Source organism: Methylobacterium sp. WL120 (assembly GCF_008039465.1).
Classification (GTDB): domain Bacteria; phylum Pseudomonadota; class Alphaproteobacteria; order Rhizobiales; family Beijerinckiaceae; genus Methylobacterium; species Methylobacterium cerastii.
This window is the reverse complement of the sequence record NZ_VRUT01000004.1, coordinates 1-16,688: the sequence shown is the minus strand read 5'-3', so window position 1 is coordinate 16,688 and position 16,688 is coordinate 1. Positions and strand designations below refer to the sequence as shown.

17 protein-coding genes and 1 pseudogene are annotated in these 16,688 nt (G+C 65.6%); 4 read left to right on the top strand and 14 right to left on the bottom strand.

The window, feature by feature from the left end; translation table 11 throughout:
- Positions 1-53: 53 nt before the first annotated feature.
- Positions 54-665 carry an XRE family transcriptional regulator gene (locus FV229_RS01580; protein ID WP_147750256.1) on the bottom strand — a complete coding sequence of 204 codons (612 nt, stop codon included), beginning with the start codon at positions 663-665 and terminating at the stop codon, positions 54-56.
- A gap of 70 nt (positions 666-735) precedes the next feature.
- Here FV229_RS01580 and FV229_RS01575 point away from each other — a divergent pair, with 70 nt between their 5' ends.
- The gene (locus tag FV229_RS01575) at positions 736-1,395 is read left to right on the top strand and encodes a DJ-1/PfpI family protein (RefSeq protein ID WP_147750255.1); all 660 of its coding nucleotides are present in this window, start codon (positions 736-738) and stop codon (positions 1,393-1,395) included.
- A 267-nt stretch (positions 1,396-1,662) separates the two neighbouring features.
- Here FV229_RS01575 and FV229_RS01570 read toward each other — a convergent pair whose 3' ends face one another.
- The 10 genes from FV229_RS01570 to FV229_RS01525 form a co-directional block, all read right to left on the bottom strand.
- Positions 1,663-2,505, bottom strand: a complete 843-nt coding sequence (locus tag FV229_RS01570) for a Pnap_2097 family protein (protein ID WP_147750254.1) — start codon at positions 2,503-2,505, stop codon at positions 1,663-1,665.
- Between the two features lie 161 nt (positions 2,506-2,666).
- Positions 2,667-3,602, bottom strand: coding sequence for a transporter (locus tag FV229_RS01565; RefSeq protein ID WP_187275024.1), 936 nt, complete (start codon positions 3,600-3,602; stop codon positions 2,667-2,669).
- Between the two features lie 335 nt (positions 3,603-3,937).
- A complete protein-coding gene (locus FV229_RS01560; protein WP_147750253.1) occupies positions 3,938-5,206 on the bottom strand; it encodes an MSMEG_0569 family flavin-dependent oxidoreductase in 1,269 nt (422 codons plus the stop codon).
- A 37-nt stretch (positions 5,207-5,243) separates the two neighbouring features.
- Positions 5,244-5,525, bottom strand: coding sequence for an MSMEG_0570 family nitrogen starvation response protein (locus FV229_RS01555; protein ID WP_147750252.1), 282 nt, complete (start codon positions 5,523-5,525; stop codon positions 5,244-5,246).
- Positions 5,518-6,693: an MSMEG_0565 family glycosyltransferase gene (locus FV229_RS01550; RefSeq protein ID WP_147750251.1), complete on the bottom strand. Its 1,176-nt coding sequence runs from the start codon at positions 6,691-6,693 to the stop codon at positions 5,518-5,520. Before FV229_RS01550 ends, FV229_RS01555 begins: the two co-directional genes overlap by 8 nt.
- Complete coding sequence (locus FV229_RS01545) at positions 6,690-7,685, bottom strand: sll0787 family AIR synthase-like protein (protein WP_147750250.1); 996 nt, start codon at positions 7,683-7,685, stop codon at positions 6,690-6,692. Before FV229_RS01545 ends, FV229_RS01550 begins: the two co-directional genes overlap by 4 nt.
- Positions 7,685-8,230, bottom strand: coding sequence for an MSMEG_0567/Sll0786 family nitrogen starvation N-acetyltransferase (locus FV229_RS01540; RefSeq protein ID WP_147750249.1), 546 nt, complete (start codon positions 8,228-8,230; stop codon positions 7,685-7,687). The genes FV229_RS01545 and FV229_RS01540 overlap by 1 nt, the downstream gene beginning before the upstream one ends.
- A complete protein-coding gene (locus FV229_RS01535) occupies positions 8,227-9,330 on the bottom strand; it encodes an MSMEG_0568 family radical SAM protein (RefSeq protein WP_147750317.1) in 1,104 nt (367 codons plus the stop codon). The genes FV229_RS01540 and FV229_RS01535 overlap by 4 nt, the downstream gene beginning before the upstream one ends.
- Positions 9,284-10,360, bottom strand: coding sequence for a Nit6803 family nitrilase (locus FV229_RS01530; protein WP_147750248.1), 1,077 nt, complete (start codon positions 10,358-10,360; stop codon positions 9,284-9,286). The genes FV229_RS01535 and FV229_RS01530 overlap by 47 nt, the downstream gene beginning before the upstream one ends.
- Positions 10,361-10,442: 82 nt before the next feature.
- On the bottom strand, positions 10,443-10,925 hold the full coding sequence (locus tag FV229_RS01525) for an MSMEG_0572/Sll0783 family nitrogen starvation response protein (protein WP_056167628.1): 483 nt from the start codon (positions 10,923-10,925) through the stop codon (positions 10,443-10,445).
- Positions 10,926-11,284: 359 nt separating this feature from the next.
- Between FV229_RS01525 and FV229_RS01520 the strand changes: the two genes are divergently transcribed.
- Positions 11,285-12,724, top strand: coding sequence for a PLP-dependent aminotransferase family protein (locus FV229_RS01520; RefSeq protein WP_147750247.1), 1,440 nt, complete (start codon positions 11,285-11,287; stop codon positions 12,722-12,724).
- Between the two features lie 97 nt (positions 12,725-12,821).
- On the opposite strand, the gene FV229_RS01515 is transcribed toward FV229_RS01520, so the two are convergent.
- Positions 12,822-13,757, bottom strand: coding sequence for an AEC family transporter (locus tag FV229_RS01515; protein WP_147750246.1), 936 nt, complete (start codon positions 13,755-13,757; stop codon positions 12,822-12,824).
- Positions 13,758-13,871: 114 nt separating this feature from the next.
- Between FV229_RS01515 and FV229_RS01510 the strand changes: the two genes are divergently transcribed.
- On the top strand, positions 13,872-14,768 hold the full coding sequence (locus FV229_RS01510) for a LysR family transcriptional regulator (protein WP_246688006.1): 897 nt from the start codon (positions 13,872-13,874) through the stop codon (positions 14,766-14,768).
- A 53-nt stretch (positions 14,769-14,821) separates the two neighbouring features.
- On the opposite strand, the pseudogene FV229_RS01505 reads toward FV229_RS01510, so the two are convergent.
- Positions 14,822-15,049, bottom strand: a pseudogene (locus FV229_RS01505) (transposase); the annotation flags it as partial.
- A 385-nt stretch (positions 15,050-15,434) separates the two neighbouring features.
- On the opposite strand from FV229_RS01505, the gene FV229_RS01500 reads away from it, so the two are divergent.
- Complete coding sequence (locus FV229_RS01500; protein WP_147750244.1) at positions 15,435-15,983, top strand: hypothetical protein; 549 nt, start codon at positions 15,435-15,437, stop codon at positions 15,981-15,983.
- 55 nt (positions 15,984-16,038) lie between these two features.
- Here the strand turns inward: FV229_RS01500 and FV229_RS01495 are convergent, their stop codons facing one another.
- Complete coding sequence (locus FV229_RS01495; protein ID WP_147750243.1) at positions 16,039-16,446, bottom strand: hypothetical protein; 408 nt, start codon at positions 16,444-16,446, stop codon at positions 16,039-16,041.
- Positions 16,447-16,688: the final 242 nt, after the last annotated feature.

Sequence of the window (16,688 nt, the reverse complement as noted above, 5' to 3'; positions counted from 1 at the left end):
TTTGCTCTGAATAGGGTGGAACGACCCGAGACCTATTCGGGGCAGTGAGCGCCTCAGCGGAGCCGGGACGCGTCGATGACCAAAAAGTATTCGCAGGGTCCGGAGCCGATGTTGGTGAAGGCGTGGCCGGCGTCGGCCTCGAAATACAGGCTGTCACCCGCGTTCGCCACAAGGATCCGGTCGCCAATGACCGCCTGCAGCCGTCCCTTGAGGACGTAGATGTATTCGGACACGCCCCTACGGTGCGCTACGAACTCGCCCGTGCTCGCCCGTGGCGGGAGGGTGTTGAGCACCCAGTCGATACCGCGCCCTGGCAGGACCGGCGACAGACACCGGCGCAGGAAGCCGGAGGCGTCGTCGCGCAGGACCGGCTGGCGCGAGGCGGGGATCAACAGGACCTCGCGCTCGGTTTCCGGCGCCATCAAGCGTGAGAAGGTTACGCCTAGGGCCTCGGCGAGGCGGGACAGCACGGCCGTCGAGGGCACCGCCTCGCCGCGCTCGATCTTCGAGATCATCGAGCGGCTGACGCCGGACAGGGACGCGAGCGCCTCAAGGGACAGGTCGCGCTGCCTGCGGTGGAGGCGCACTTCGTCCGCCAGGATCGAGAGTTGGGAGCGCGCCTCGCTCTCGATCTGCTCCCGCCGCACCGTCGTTCGAACTGTCATTCCGTCCTGTCCAGCCTGAAGGTCGAAGGTCCTGCGCTAAGACCCGTCCGACGATCAAGAGGAGAATACCATGCGAGACCGGGACGCACCCGCGCGCATTGGCATCATCGTTTATCCGGGCATCGAGCCCATTGATCTCGGCGGGACAGTCGGCGTCCTGTCCATGGCCCGGCGCATCCTGCCGAACCTCGCCGACGCCGTGATCGCGGCCGAGCCGGGACCGGTCCAAATGGCGGGTGGCCTAGCCGTCACGGTGCCCTTCGGCGTGACTGACGCCCCGGATTGCGACGTGTTCGTGGTCTGCGGTGGTCCCGGCTGGCCGCAGGCGTCGGAAGATGCCCGCCTCCTCGCCTTCCTGCGCGGCCGGCGGCCCGAGACACTCGCCTCCGTCTGCACGGGCGCCCTGATTCTTGCGGCGGCCGGCAGCCTCGACAAGCGCATGGCTACCACCCGCCGCGCGGCCGTCGGGGCCGAAACCGTCGCCCCCCTCGACCTGCTGTCCGCGAAAGCCGAGGGCGTCACCGCCCGAGTCGCCGCAATCGTCGACGATGTGGTGGTCACTGGTGGCGGCGTCTCGCTCGCCATCGACACCACCCTGTACCTGATCGGGAAGATCTACGGCCGGGATGCCTGCGAGGACGTAGCACGACTGATTGAGTACGACCGAGCTCTGACGGCGAACGAGAATGCCCTCGGCATAATCACAACCCGTGATTTCAGCTATGGCTAGAGTTCGGAATCCGACGCTGGGCACCCGCAGCGGGAGGCTGCTTACGACCCAACCTCGCCAAATCAGGTAATCCAGATCGTTCACAATAGCGGACGTTCAGCCCCTTGGTCCTCGATGAACATGGAAGCAGAATACATTGGGAGCGAAATCAATGTCCATTGAACGGCGTAAGTTTCTTGGAATGCTGATTGGATGAAAACTGCCAGCAACACGCCGTAGGATTAAGTGGACATATAATAAATTGTCGTTGGTAGGTAGGAAGCTAGATCAGGACATCGTGCGGTGCGTCACCACATCGGCCAAGAGCTTACCATCCACCGAGGCGCTCAGAAGCGCACGATGCCGGCATCCCGCATCATCCTGTGCTGCGAACAACCGCACGGTGATGTCGTCACCTACCTCGATGTTCGCGTGGAACCGCGCTTGACGCCTTTTGGTCGAGAACTGGCCCGACCGTTTGCCGATGAAACGCCACTCAGCCCTATCCACCGCGGCGATGAAGCTGCTGAAATATAGAAGGCCGGCACCGTTGAAGTCCAAATGTGGGCACATCGTGATTGGTGTTGTGCCCAACTCATTCTCATCGACCCACACATCGTGGGCCAACGTCTCATGACAACGATACGCTGGCTGCGATGACACGGTCCCCAGGGAGGGTTCCGCGCTTCCGGTACCCTCGATCCTGACACGGGTGATGGAGCGGTTCATGCCTTCGGCCTGACGCCTGACGAACACGGACGTCATCTCCACATCCGCGATCAACCGGTCCCGACACGCGGCGAAGTGGCGACTGACGACCCGGGTCTCCGAGAGGTGCGTGATCGTCGAGCGTACATCCAAGCTGTCGTTCTCCCGAACGCCGCCAAGGTCGCCACCATGCAGCGAGATGTTTCGGAACGCGGCGTAGATGGGCTGGTCACCCACGGAACCGAACCCGGTCGCCGCCTTGCCGTAGGCCTTGGCGATCAAGTTCCAGTGACGATGTCCGAGCTCCTTCGAGAGCCAATTTTCCGAGAGGCCGTTCGGGCTTAGGTGCGGCATGCCCAGGACGTAGCTGGACGCTTCCGAGAGGGGCAAGCCGGCACCGGCCAACCGCATGTGCAAAGTCATCGACCTTCTCCGTTGCGGAAGGCGGGGCCGGGTGGCGGTAGCTGTTGAGACTGAACCACCCGGCCCCTATCGAAGCGGAGTCCTTGGGAAGGATTTTCACTTCGATTACGGTCACGTCCCCCCTACCTCAGTGAGGGTGATTGGGGGCGCGAATGCCGGAATCAATACTTGCGGACGAGACTGACGGGCATCGGTTCGGCTGCCTTCGGCGCGCTGTATAGCGGGGCGATGAGACGGATGAAGCCGTCGGTGGATTCGGTGCCGCGGGTCCGGACCGCGACGTCGCGGGCGACCATCAATTGCGCGGTGAACGGCCCGAAATCATAGCCGACCAGGCCGCCGACCGCGAAGCGTCCTGCCCGCGTGTAGCCCTGCGCGGTGGCCCGCGCGAAGTCGCGACCGCCGAGAGGCAGGTCCGTCACCCCGTAGGCGACCGCGCCGACTTCGAACTTGCCGAACTTCTTGGTGGCCGTGAGGTCGAGCAGGAGGGCGTCGGCAAGGTATAGGGGACCGATGGCACGACCGACCGGCCCCTCGAACCGACCGGGCGAGTCGTAGATGTTATGGGTCAGGTTGGCCGTGAGGTTCCAGCCATCGCCCGTGTAGCTTGCCGCGAAGCCTTGGCGGTAGGTGTTCGACGAAAATTGCGTCAGGCCACGACCGGCATCAAGATCGTTCAGGTGAACCGCCGCCAAGTAGCTGACGCCGAAGTTGTTTCCCAGGTCCCATGCGAAGATCGATCCGACAAGGGTTCCGACATTGACCGAGAAGTCTCGGTTCGGCACGCCAGCCGGATTATTGGGGAAGCCGAACACCGTGGGCTGTGCGAGCAATGGCTCGACGTTGGCGCCGAACAACTTGAAGCCTGTCGACCAGACCAGGACAGGCACGTTGATCGCGGTATCGGTCGAGAACCGGGTGTCGTTCCGGCGGTAGATGAAGGTGTCGATGGCGTAGATGCCCTCGGGGAGCGGCGCACCGACGGCGAGGCCGACCTGCTCACCCGGAATGGTGGTGGATTGCGCGAACGAGGCGGTCGCGCTGAGGGTGATTGCGGCGAACGCTCCTGCCGCGGCCGCGAACTTCTTCAACATCATCAATCCCCTGCTCGGAACTTCATCGGGCAGCCGCACCCGTCCGCCGGAAGCATCGGCGATGGCGGCGTATCGGCAATTTTAGTAGTTATTTATTTTGATTGATCGGATCTGCACTCAATTTGTATGCATATCCAACAATTATTATATTCTAAGTCTTCAGTCTTCGTAGTCTACTCAATTTTGCTTGGCAGATGCTTGGATTGACGCCTTGTTGCAGGGATAGCACAGGCACACCGTCGTCGGAGCAGTCCCATGGGCTTCGAGGTTGAGCGAGATCGGAGCCGTTGCACCCGACATGCTGGCCGGTGCCATCCGGGCTATCGTCGAGGCCAGCCTCAGACCGCGAACTTCAGGGCGAACCGCTCGGTGCCGAGGCGCTGCTGGATCGCCTGGACGACGTGTTCGGCATCGCGGCCGACCGCGCCGAAACGCCCGGACCCCCAGGTGTTCAGCCAGGGCAACCCGATGAAGTAGATCCCCTCCTCGTTCGTGACGCCGCGCCTATGCTTCGGGCTGCCCGAACCGTTGAAGACCGAGGCGTCGAGCCAGCGGAAGTCCGGCGAGAAGCCGATGCACCAGACCACCGACGTGATGCCGGACCCTTCAAGGGCAAGGCTGGTGATCGGCTCGCCCGGCTCCCAGACCGGCGCGTAGTGTTCCTGCTCCGGGGCCTCGATGCCCTTCTCGGCAATGTACTTGTCGATAGCCGCGTTGATGCCGTTGTAGGTCCGGTCGGCGCCATCGAGCGAGCGCTTGAGGTCGTCGCGGAAGCGCAGGCTGCCGTCACGGTAGTCCTCCATCAGGCCGTAGAGCTTCATGCCCTCGGTGGCGAAGCGGCGCAGGTCGATGTCGCGTCCGCCGTCACGGCCGGTGACGTAGTGGTTGGTGTTGTCGCGGACGCCGTCGCGCAGCGGATGGTTGTCGACGGTCATCTCGTAGTAGCCCATGTCGGCAAGCCAGGTGACGACGTCGCGGCCCCGGTAGAACCGGGCGCAGCGGGGCGCGTCGCCGACCGCGAGATGCACCTTGCGACCGGCCAGATGCAGATCCTCGGCGATCTGCGCACCGGACTGACCCGAACCGACGACAAGCACCTCGCCCTCGGGCAACTGGGCGGCGTTGCGGTACTGGTTCGAGTGGATCTGCGTGATGGAGCCCGGCAGCTTCTCGGCCATGCGCGGTATGATCGGCGTGTGGTAGCCGCCCGAGGCCACGACGATCTCGTCGGCGGTGTAGTCGCCCTCCGAGGTCTGGACCGAGAAGATCCCGTCTTCCCGCCGCTCGACACGGGTAACCGAGACGCCCTCGCGGATCGGCGGGTTCACCTTGGCGACGAAGGCCTTGAGATACGCGACGATCTCGTCCTTTCGCATGAATCCGTCCGGCTCCGGCCCATCGTAGGGATGGCCTGGCAGGTCGCACTGCCAGTTCGGCGTGACGAGGCAGAACGTGTCCCAGCGCTGCGTCGACCAGGTGTGGGCCGCCGTGTTCTTCTCGAAGACGAGGTGCTCGATTCCACGCTGCTTTAGGTGGTAGCTGACCGAGAGGCCGGCCTGGCCGCCGCCGACGACGGCAACGGGAACGTGACGGGGGGTGGACGTCATGGCTCTCACTCCGTGAGTTCGCAGAAAGGGGGGCGGTTCAGGGCTCGAAGGTCTCGACGGTGACCCGACCATCGGAAGGTTGGAGCTTCGCGGCGGCCTCGATCCGGGCGAGTTGGTCCAGGGCGGACGAGCAGGCGAAGCCGTACTTCTCGCGTACGCGCTCGCTCGCGATGTTGAGGGCGGTACGGGTCTTCTCGACAAACTCGTCTACGGCGTAGCTCTCGCCCGGCACGAGGAAGTCTTTCACGACGAGGGACGGCGAGTAGCAGACCTCGCGCCGACCGTCGGGCCAGCGGACGTGGAAGTGCATCTCAGGCATGGGTCGGCTCCTGTCGCATGCGGGCGCAGCCCGCGTAGGCATCGAGGTGGCGCTCGGCGCAGGCCCGCCAGGAATGGGCGGCGGCCCGTGCGAAGCCCGCGAGCCTCAGGCGGTCGTGCGTCTCCGGCACGAGTGCGATTGCCATGGCTCGGGCGATGTCGTCGGGGGCGGCCGGATCGACGAACAGTGCGTCACCCTCGGCGAGGTATTCGGTGAAGGGCGGTCGGTGCGAGACGACGACCGGGGTGCCGCAGGCCATCGCCTCCAGCACGCACAGGCCGAACCCTTCCTTCAGCGAAGGAAACGCCAGCACGTCGGCGATACGGTAGAGGGCCGGCATATCGGCCTGCGGAACCGGACCGGTCTCGATCACGGGACCGCTTGCCCCAGCCGCGAGGCCGTTGGCGGTCAGGGCCGCATGGCATCGCGCGCGGTAGGCGGCGTGATCGAGAAGCGAGGCTCCCCCGGCGATGACGAGCTGGGCCCCGGGATGGCGCTCACGCAAGCGCGCGAACGCCTCGATGATGCCGAGGGTGTTCTTGCGCGCCTCGAAGCCGCCGATGGCGAGGACGATGGGACCGTCGCCCAACCCCCAGCGCCGCCGTACGGCGGCATCCTGCAGGTCAGGCGTGGGTTGATAGGCCGCCATGTCGACGCCGTTGCCGACGACCTCAGGCATCGCACCGAAGTCCGAACGGACCTGGTCGGTCCAGCCCTGACTGACGCAGAGGATGCGCCGAGCCTCCTGGATCGAGCGATCCTGCCAATCGGCAAGCTGCGGGTCGGCGAATGTATCCAAGTGGTGGACCGTCCGAACGAAACCCGGAATCAGACGCCGATGCTTCAGGGTGGCGAGCGCGTTGCCGCCGATGCCGTCATGGGCGTGGAAGACGTCGAAGTCGCAGGCCGCCGGCGACCCGAAATGAACGAGGTAGTCGTTGATGCGGGTCCGCACGAGCTCGACCGTGTCACCGGCAACGGGGCGGGCGGCGACGGACACCGTGGGGCATGCGGCGGCCCGGAAGAAACCACGGCCGGATGGGTCGGGCGCGTGGACCACCGCCTCGTGCCCGAGGGTGCACAGAGCTTCGGCCAGGGCGAGGCAATGGGCGACGCCGCCCCGCGGGTTGGTGGAGTGGGTAAGCAGGGCGATGCGCAGACCGGTCATGCCGAGGCCTCCGCTTCATCCCGGCCGCAGCCGATCAGCGGGCTGGCGACGAAATCCCAGACCACGGCCTCCTCGCCTCCGGCATCGCGGAGGCGGGCGATCCGACTCGCATCGATGGCGCCGATGACGTCGGCCGTGATGCCCCGCCCGGCGAAACGGTCGAGCACGGCCGGGGTGTCGGCGGGGCGGATGCTGAGGAGGTAGCCGTAGCTTGGGAAGGCGGTGAGCCAGCGCGCCATGGGAACGTTGTCGGGCCGCGGGATCGCGGCGAGGTCGATGACGGCGCCGACCTTCGAGCATTCGAGCAGCATCAGCGCCGTGCCGACGACGCCCGCCATGCTGATGTCCTTCGCGGCGCGGCAGAGACCGTCCTCGGCGAGCCCCGGCAGCAGGGCGAGGTCGGCGCGCAGGCGGTCGCCCGGCGACCCGGTCGAAGCGTCCCAGTAGGGATGCGGATCGCGGAAACGGCCGCGCAGGTCTATGGCGGCGACGAGGTCGTCGCCCGGTGCCGCATCGAAGCTCGTCAGCAGGCGGGGACCGGCGCGGCCGAGCACGGCGACCGCCAGGTTCCCGGTCTCCGAACGCGTGTTCGTGTGGCCGCCGACGACAGGCACGCCGTAGAGGGCGGCCGCGTCCGACAGACCGGCCAGGATCGGGTCCGCCGCCGCGGCGTCCCGGCTCCACAGGGCGTCGACGACCGCGAGCGGGCGCCCGCCCATGGCTGCCACGTCGCTGAGGTTCACCATGATCCCGCAATAGCCGGCGAAGTAGGGATCGGCCGAGACGAAGCTGTCGATGAAGCCCTCGATGGCGAAGAGCAGGTGTCCATCCCCATCGGGGATAGCGGCGCAATCGTCTCCGACCGGCACCGCATCATGCCGTGCGCCCAGTCCGAGGCGCGTGACGACGGCATCAATGTCGCGCTTGTGCGAGACGCCCCGTGCATTTCGGATCTGCCCGGCTAGGGCCTGGAGGTCGACGGCCGCGGTCATCACGCCGCCCTGCGGAACGTAACGAGCCCGTGCTCAGGGTCGTGCATCGGAGGGTAGGCGGCGAGATCGGCCTGCATCAGATGGTGAAGGCGACCATGGAGCTCCACCGCATCGAGGCTCGCCCAGTGCAGGGCCTCGAACAGCGGCACGTTTCGGTCCTGCACGTGCGCCAGGAAGCGCGTGCATCCCCGTGCATGGGCCGAAGAGACCGCGACCTGGATCAGCCCGGCCCCGAGCGCCGCCGTGCCGCGGAAGGCTTTGGCAACGGCCAGTCGCGAGCCCCACCACTCGCCAGGACGTTCCGCCACCTCGTGGATGCGCACGGTGCCGACGACTGCGTCGGCATCCCCGCCGAGGGTGGAGAGGGCACAGATCGGGATAGCGTGTCCGTCGATGGCGTCGCGGTCATCATCCGCGAAGATGCCTTGCTCGGTGCAGAACACCTGCCGGCGCAGGGCGGCACAGGCGCGCCGCTCCCAGTGAGAGGTGGCGAACTTCACCCGGAAATGGCTCGGGCGATAGGGCGCGACGGGTTCGAGGATCATGCCGCCACCTCCGTACGCTCGTAGGTGGAGAGGGCCGAACAGGCGCCGCAGCGACCGCAGCCGGCCTTGATGTCGGTGGAGCGCAGGTTCGCCCGACCCAGCATCTCGGACAGGGGCTGCAGGATCGCGTGCATGAAATCCGGCGACGGGGCCGGGTGGCTCTCCAGCGGCGTGCCGGAGATCGGCACGAAGGGCACGACGAAGGGGTAGACGCCCATCCCGATCAGGCGCTCGGCCATGGAGAGGATCGCCTCCGGCGCATCGCCGAGACCGGCGAGGATGTAGGTCGAGACCTGGCCCCGCCCGAAGACCGGCACGGCCGCCGCGAAGGCGTCGTAGTAGCGCTCCAGCGGCACACTCGCCTTGCCAGGCATGATCCTGTCACGGACCTCGGACGTTACTGCTTCCAGGTGCATGCCGAGCGCGTCGACGCCCGACGCCTTCATGCGTTCGAACCAGCGGTCGTCGTCCGGCGGCTCGCATTGCGCCTGGATCGGCAGGTCCACCGCGGCCTTCACCGCGAAAGCACTCTCGCAGAGGATGGCGGCGCCGCGGTCGGTTGCGTTCGGGGTGCCCGTGGTCATCACCATGTGCTTGACGCCGTCCAGCAGAACGGCGGCGCGGGCGACCTCAGCAAGCTGCTCAGGGGTCTTGCGGGATACGGTGCGGCCGGCGGCGAGGGACTGGCCGATAGAGCAGAACTGGCAGGTCTTCGTGCGGCTGGCGTAGCGGATGCAGGTCTGCAGCACGGTGGTGGCGAGGACGTCGCGCCCATGCAGCACGGCGATCTTCGAGTAGGGGACACCGTCGAAGGTCGAGAGCGCGTAGAAGCGCGGTTTGCCCGGGAAGGTCGCCCGGCCGATCACCGCGCCCTCGTGCTCGATCACCGAGACCCCGTCGAGGTCCGGGCGGCGCACCAGGAAGGGCGAGTCGAAGGCCGTCTCGGTGTGGACCGGCACCATCACGGTGCGGCCCGCGATGGTCATCGCCTTATGGTCGGAGGGACCGGCGCCGCCGCGCCGGCTCGGGGCACCGGCGCGGCTGTCGGCGAGCCTAACGCCGTAGGACTGCAACGCGTTGATCAGGCGTTCCGTCGGCATCCCGACCAGGCCCGCCATGCCCGGCGGAAGCGTGGGAAGGCTCGTCGGAAGCGGGGAACTGCTCATGGTCGAGGCTCCGATATTGATGTTGCGAACGGATCGGCTGGTGCACGAACGAGGCCGGGCGGTCGTCGTGGAGAAGGCTGAGGAGTTCCGGACGGGCGTAGTGGCCGACCGAGTCCATCATCCGCTTGCGCTTGGTCACCAGCGCGAGGTCCATGTCGGCGACGAGGATGCCCTCTCCGGTGCCGAGCGGGTCGGCGAGGTGCTTGCCCTCGGGCGAGACGATGGCGGTGCAGTTGCCACCCCGGCAGGCCCCGCGGAGGCGCTCATCCGGGCAGACCTGCGCCACCTGCTCGTCGGTGAGCCAGCCCGTGGCGTTGACGACGAAGCAGGCCGCCTCCAGGGCGTGATGGCGGATCGTCACCTCCATCTGGTCGGCGAAGATCTGACCGACCAGCGAGCCCGGGAACTGCGCGGCGTGGATCTCTTCGTGCCGGGCCATCAGGGCGTAGCGGGCAAGCGGGTTGTAGTGCTCCCAGCAGGCCAGCGCCCCGACGCGCCCGACCGCGGTGTCGACCACCGTGAGGCCGGCGCCATCGCCTTGACCCCAGATCATGCGCTCGTGGTAGGTCGGGGTGATCTTGCGGCGCTTGAGCTTCAGGGTGCCATCGGCGTCGAAGACGAGCTGCGCGTTGTAGAGCGAGCCGTGGTCGCGCTCGTTGACGCCGAGCACGATGACGACGCCGTGCCGGCGCGCGGCGGCCGAGACCGCCTGGGTGACGGGGCCCGGCACCGCCACGGCACGCTCGTAGAGGCGCAGGTGCTCCGCGCCCTGCAGGGCCGGCGGCAGCACGAACGAGAAGTACGGGTAGTACGGCACGAAGGTCTCGGGGAAGACCATGAAGCGCGCACCCTTGGCGGCGGCCTCGTCGATGGCGTTCAGCACCCGTTCCAGGGTGCCCTCCGGCCGGTCGAGATCGGGCGCGATCTGGACGGCGGCGGCCCGCACGATCCGGTTCTCTGACATGGATGATCCTCCGGCGGTGACGGCGGCCGCGTCGCGCGCGGCCGCCGGATGCGACGTCCCGGTCGATGGGCCGAGGGCCCGTTCAGACGGTCCAGGTGTCGATGATCACCGCGTTGTCGCGCTTGTGCAGGAGCATGCAGTCGAGGACGTCGAGGGGGTTGATCATGCGGATGCCCTCGATGAAGGCGGCCTCGCCGTGGCCGTAGAGGGCCTGGGTCGAGAACCGGCAGGCGTAGACCTTGCCGCCCTCGGCCATGAACTTCTCAAGCTGGTTGTTGAAGTTCAGGTGGCCCGGGAAGGCCTCGTCGCCGAGCCGCGGAAAGCCGCGCTGGACACCGAGGGTGATGCCGGGGCCGTAGAGCAGGATCGAGGTCTCGAAGCCCTTGCGCTGCAGGCGGGTGGCCTGGAGCAGGTTCACGAGGCCGATGGAGCCCTCGAAGGCGACCGTGTGGAAGGTGACCAGCGCCTTCTGGCCTGGCTCGGCCTTCACGTCCTCGAAGACCTTCTCCTCGTAGTCGACCAGGAAGTCGCCCTTCTTATGGGGTTCGCGATTCACTGCGGGCATGGATCTCACTCCGTGATGGGTTGGACCGCGTCGACCGAAGCCTCGGGTGGTCACAGCCCGTAATGGCAAGCGACGTGCCAACGAAGGCCGATCAACAAGACCATCAATAGCCCCAGGTTGAATGCATACAATATTGCATTCAATCATCATCACGCCTTAGTTCCGGATGCCTGTTCTCCACTGGCAGTCAGATCGGCATATGCACAACAGAGCATCACGCTATGCCCAGTCTGACTGCATGGATTGATGGTATTGTATGTATAAGTTCTGTATGCCGTTTGGGCGTCCGATACGGTATGGAGCTTGCTACCCATACAATCAGGTATTGATCGCATCTTGATGGTGCGCTTGGAGAACGGATGACCTCAGCAGCGCGAGACGGGCGACCGACGCCTTCGGATGTCGTGAGCGGGACGTGGACGCCCGATCTGAAGCGTTGGGGGAAGCCCCACTACCTCGCCATCGCCGAGGCCTTGGCGGACGACATCCGGACCGGACGCCTGACGGTCGGCACGCGGCTCCCGACCCAGCGTGCCCTGGCCGAGGCCCTCGACCTGAACTTCACGACCGTCTCGCGCGGCTATGTCGAGGCCCACAAGCGCGGCCTGATCGAAGGACGCGTCGGCCAAGGCACCTTCGTGATCGATCCCGTGCGCCCGGGCCGGGCCACGCCTTCGAAGGACGGCTCACGGATCGGGCCGGTCGACTTCACGATGAACCTGCCTCCCGAGCCCGACGCGCCGGCTTTGCAGGCGCGGATGCAGGCCTCGTTCGCCGAGTTGTCCAGCGACCTGTCCAACCTGCTGCGCTACCAGGGTTTCGGCGGAACGGACGAGGACAAGGAAGCCGCCCTGCGCTGGCTGAAGGGCCGGGGCATCGACACGCCGCGGGAGCGCTTGCTCATCTGCCCGGGCGCCCACAGCGCCCTGTTCAGCGTGCTAGGCCAGATAGCCCGCCCTGGTGACGCCATCTGCGCAGAACGCATCACCTACCCGGGCATCCGGTCGCTGGCGGCGCATCTGGGCCTGCGCCTCGTCGACCTGCCCATGGACCGGCACGGCGTCGACCCCGATGGGTTCGCGGCCGTCTGCACAAAGGTCGCGCCGAAGGCGATCTACCTGAACCCGCTCCTGCAAAACCCGACCACCACGACCCTGTCCCGGACGCGACGTGAGGCCATCATCGCGGTCGCCCGCCGGTACGCCGTCACCATCATCGAGGACGATGCCTACGCGCGCATCTGCCCGGCGCCGCCCCCGAGCTTCGCCGAGCTCGCCCCCGAGATCACCTACTACGTGGCCGGCCTCGCCAAATGCCTCGGCGCCGGGTTGCGCCTGGCTTTCCTGGTGGCCCCGAGTGCCCGATCCGCCCTTCCGCTCGCCGGCGCCCTGCGGGCCGCCACCGTCATGGCCTCGCCGATCTCGACAGCGCTGGCGACGCGCTGGATCCTGGACGAGACGGCGGATGCCGTCGTCCAGTTCGTGCGCGAGGAATCCGCGGCGCGCCAGCGCATCGCGACCTCGCTGCTTCCCAGTGGGACCTACACCGCGGACCCGCACGGCTTCCACGTTTGGATCACGCTGCCGGAAGGCTGGACCCGCTCGGCCTTCGCCAGTCAGGGACGTTCCGCCGGGCTCGGCGTCGTCGCCAGCGACCCGTTCTGCGTCGCCGGGACGCCGCCCGAGGCGGTACGCCTCTGCCTCGGCGGCCCCTCCACCCGGCAGCAGATCACCCAGGGCCTGGAAGTGCTCGCCCACGCGCTGGAAGGCTCGCCGGCGCTTGCGTCGTCCTACATTTGAGCGGCTTGCCAGCCTGGCGCCCAGGCCACATCGGCAAGTTGAACGCAGCCAGCATCGTCAGACCTGATGCCCGCAGTCCCCCAGCAGGTCGGTGGGTTCACGCCACGAATGCGAGGTATCCGCTGATGGTCATGACGGACAGGATGGTCGAGGTCAGGACGACGTTCGAGGTGATGGCTGCCTCCCTGCCGTAGAACTCGGCCAGCATGAACGGGCCCGTTCCGGTCGGAAGCGCAGCGAGCAGTACGGCGGCGTGCGTCAGAATCGGCGAGAGCCCGAACACGACCGTTGCCAGGATCCAGGTCACGGCTGGCTGAAGGATCAGCTTGAACCCCACCAAGAGCGCTGCCGAACCTGGGTCGCGATCCGTCGCTGCCCGTTCCGCTGCCAGGAAAAGACCGAGCGCCACCAGCGCGCAGGGCGAGGCTGCCCCACCAAGCAGCTTCAGGAAGGTCTCCGCAGGGGCAGGGACGTCCAATCCGGCGAGCGGAATGAAAGCGCCTAGGACCGGTGCGACAAGCAACGGATTGCGCATCAACGAGCCGCCGACCTTCATGACGAGATCCCTGCGCCGACTCTCGGTCTGCAACCCGATCTCGATCAGCACGATGGCGATGGCGAACAGGATGCAGACCGTTATGATCGTAGCGACGAGCGTCGGGGCGAGAGCCTCCCGGCCGAGTGCTACTAACGCCAGCGGGAACCCGATGAAGCCCGTGTTGGCGTAGCCCGCATTCAGGCCGTCGATGGCGGCGTCGGCCAGATGCCTCGGGCGTTGCAAGCGGACGACGAGCGTGAGGCAGAACACGAGGGCGGCGCCGAGGCCGAAGGCAGCGACGAAGCCCGGCTGCCACACATCGATCCATCGCGCATGCGCGACGATGTCGAACAGCAGCGCCGGAAGCGCGAGGTAGACCACGAACCGGTTGAGTTCCGTCGTCGCTTGAGGGCCTAACACGCCGATCCGACGGGCGAGCCATCCGGCGAAAATAAGCGCGAAGATCGGCAGGACGACGGTGAGCGTGGACAGCATGACAGGGGGTCCCCCGAAGTGATGGGGCAGGCCTATCCTCGAAGCCCCATATCATCCAATGCTGATTGACGCCTTCATTCATACCCTTTCGGTATCATGATCGACATCCGACAGATGCGCTACTTCGTGGCGCTGGCCGAGACGCTTCACTTCGGCCGGGCGGCCGAGCGACTGCGTATCAGCCAGCCTCCCCTGAGCCGGCAGATCGCCAACCTGGAGAAGGAGCTCGGTGTGTGCCTGCTTGAGCGTCACACGCGGCAGGCGGCATTGACCTACGCGGGTCGGCGGTTCCTAGAGGATTCGCGCGCCGTCCTGGCCTCGTTCGACCAAGCCTGCCGTAATGCACGGCTCGCCGACGGGGGCGAACTCGGCGAGCTGTCCGTCGGCTTCATGATGCACGCCGCCCACACGGTCCTGCCAGGGCTCGCGCGGCGGTTCATGGCCAGCCACCCCCAGGTCCAGGTCGAGCTGCGGGAGGTCGTTCCCAACGCACTGGCCGATGCGGTGCTGACCGGGCGGTTCGACGCCGCCATCATGTTCAATCCCGGACCCGTGCGAGGACTGGACGCACACGCGATCTTCCGTGAGCCGCTGTGCCTCGCGGTGCATGCCCGCCATCCCCTCGCCGGACGGGAAGGCATCCAGGCTCACGACCTCGTCGACGAACGCCTGATCGCGGCGCCGGCCGATGTTGCGCCGACATTGCGCGAGGCGGTCGTCGGGTTCTGTCGCTCGGGCGGCTTCGAACCGACCGTCTGCCTTGAGGCGCAACTCCAACAGACCATCGTGAGCCTCGTGGCGGAAGGCCTCGGCATAGCGCTCGTACCGCAATCGCTGCGTAAGATGGGGGTTGCCGACGTGGTCTTCCGCGACCTGCAGGAGGCCCCGACCATCGAGCACGTCGTTGTATGGAGGCCGGGGAACCTCAACCCCGCCCTCCGGCCTTTCCTCTCGGAAGCAGGCATCGTCCCACGGGCGGAAATGACGCTTTCGCACGAAGCCTTGCCGTAGGGCGGACGGACGGGTCCCGACCGAGGCCGTGTGGGAACGCAGATCCCTCAGGTTCAAGGCGAATGTCCTGATGAGAGTGTCGCAGAGCGAAGCGGTGGCCAACAAGCCCGGATGGCCGCCATGAACGGACCGACCCCGAAGATCTGGATTATCCGCTTCATGTTGTAGGCCAGAACCTGCAGGCTCATCTCGGTTCTGACCTTCGCCAAGGTCCGGGTCAGGAAGTGGGTCGCTCCCATCCAGGCCTTCAGCGTGCCGAACGGGTGCTCGACGGTCTGACGGACGACGTTGGGCCGGATGCTCGCCATCGCCCGCAGTGACAGGACGATCAGCCGGGCAACGTCGGCCAAGCGTACGCCCTGCCAGAAGGGTCATCGCGGAATGTCCGCTCTTCAAGGTGCGACATTTTAGACATTCGCTCTCGCGACTGTCTCCGGCGAACGCCTTAAAGCGGCAACGAGCAGAAAAATAGGGCGAGTGGCATAGCCCTACCGCAGGCATCTCAGGAAAGCCTGTAGCCCCCATGCAGAGCGTTCACAGATACGGAATATGCGCAGCCCATAATCCTTAGTATAGGCAGCAGATTAAGCATCGATATTCAGTGATTGATCTTCGAGATTATCGGTATATGTATTTACGCACAGTCAATAATTTCTGGAGTCGATCATGTCTGGTGGGATCAGCTTGTGTACCTCTACGAGTGCTTCAAGGGCCTCCGTCGGCCTCGATGTGCAAAGAAACCAGAGCATCGATCTTTTGGACGCATCACTTGAATGTACAATCAATGTACAAGAGCGTGCCGAAGTAAGAGCCGAAGGCGCACCTACCGTACGCTTGCCTATGATCAACTACATCACGCAAGCAGAGCTTTTTCCCCGTCCTGCACCGTCTGACGATGAGCGGGAATTTCGTTCAATACTTCAAACTGTTTTGCCGGAAAAAGCTCCGGCAATTGTTTCAATTATTAATAATATCGAGCGTAGAGAAAATTCGTTTTTAGTAGAAGGACTGATGTGGGACGGGACCGTCGTGAGTATTGAGTTGGTGGGGCGCTATAGAAGAGGATTGAAAGCTGATCTGCGTTGGTATGCGCGTCCAGACGAGATTCAATTCGGTTGGGAGCCCGGATCAAAGCGTTGGCTTAGACACGCCGGCGACCTTCGTGTCGTTAATACAAATCGTTGTAATTTTCAGCGTATAGACATTGCTGCCTGAGCAGACAAGCGAAACAAATCGAACGAAGCCTATCGCATTCTCCGGCGCTCGAGGGCTAATACATCGAGACAGAAGTCCTGTACAGATTCTGACAGTATGGGACCAGGATACGGCCCTTGGCCAGGCCAACGTCGCCGGGGCGGCGCACCTGCGGGCCCGAGCCAATCGAATACTTCAGGACGATGCTCTGGGACGGCTTGACGAAAAGCTCGGCCTGGACGAGGTCGCCGGTCATCGTGAGGGCCCGGGTGTAGCCCATCGCCTTTCGCATCCATGGCGTGGCGTTGTCGAACGTGTCCTCGATGGCCTCGTCGACGCCGATGCTCGCCGCCTTGGCCGTCTCGGACATGGCCCACGCGCACGCGCGTCGGTATTTGTCGAGCCCGACTTCGGAGATGTAGGCGTCCTGCCAGGCCCCGACGGCATCGCAAATATCTGAGAGGACGTCGAGGGAGAGGGCCATGCCAGGACGGTACCCGACGGTACGTCACGCGTTCGAGGTCACGGGGGATGGCCTGGAAAGACAGAACCCCCCGCCACGGTGGCGAGCGGTCTGCATCGATGTGGTGCATCGCGCCCGGATGAGCCCCTCGAATATACCGGAGGGGTCGAACGCCACAAGGTAAACCAGTCCCGGAACGGTCCAGAAACGAGGTATAGACCACGACGGGCGGCGGGTCGGGGAAGGGTAGAGCTAGACCACGA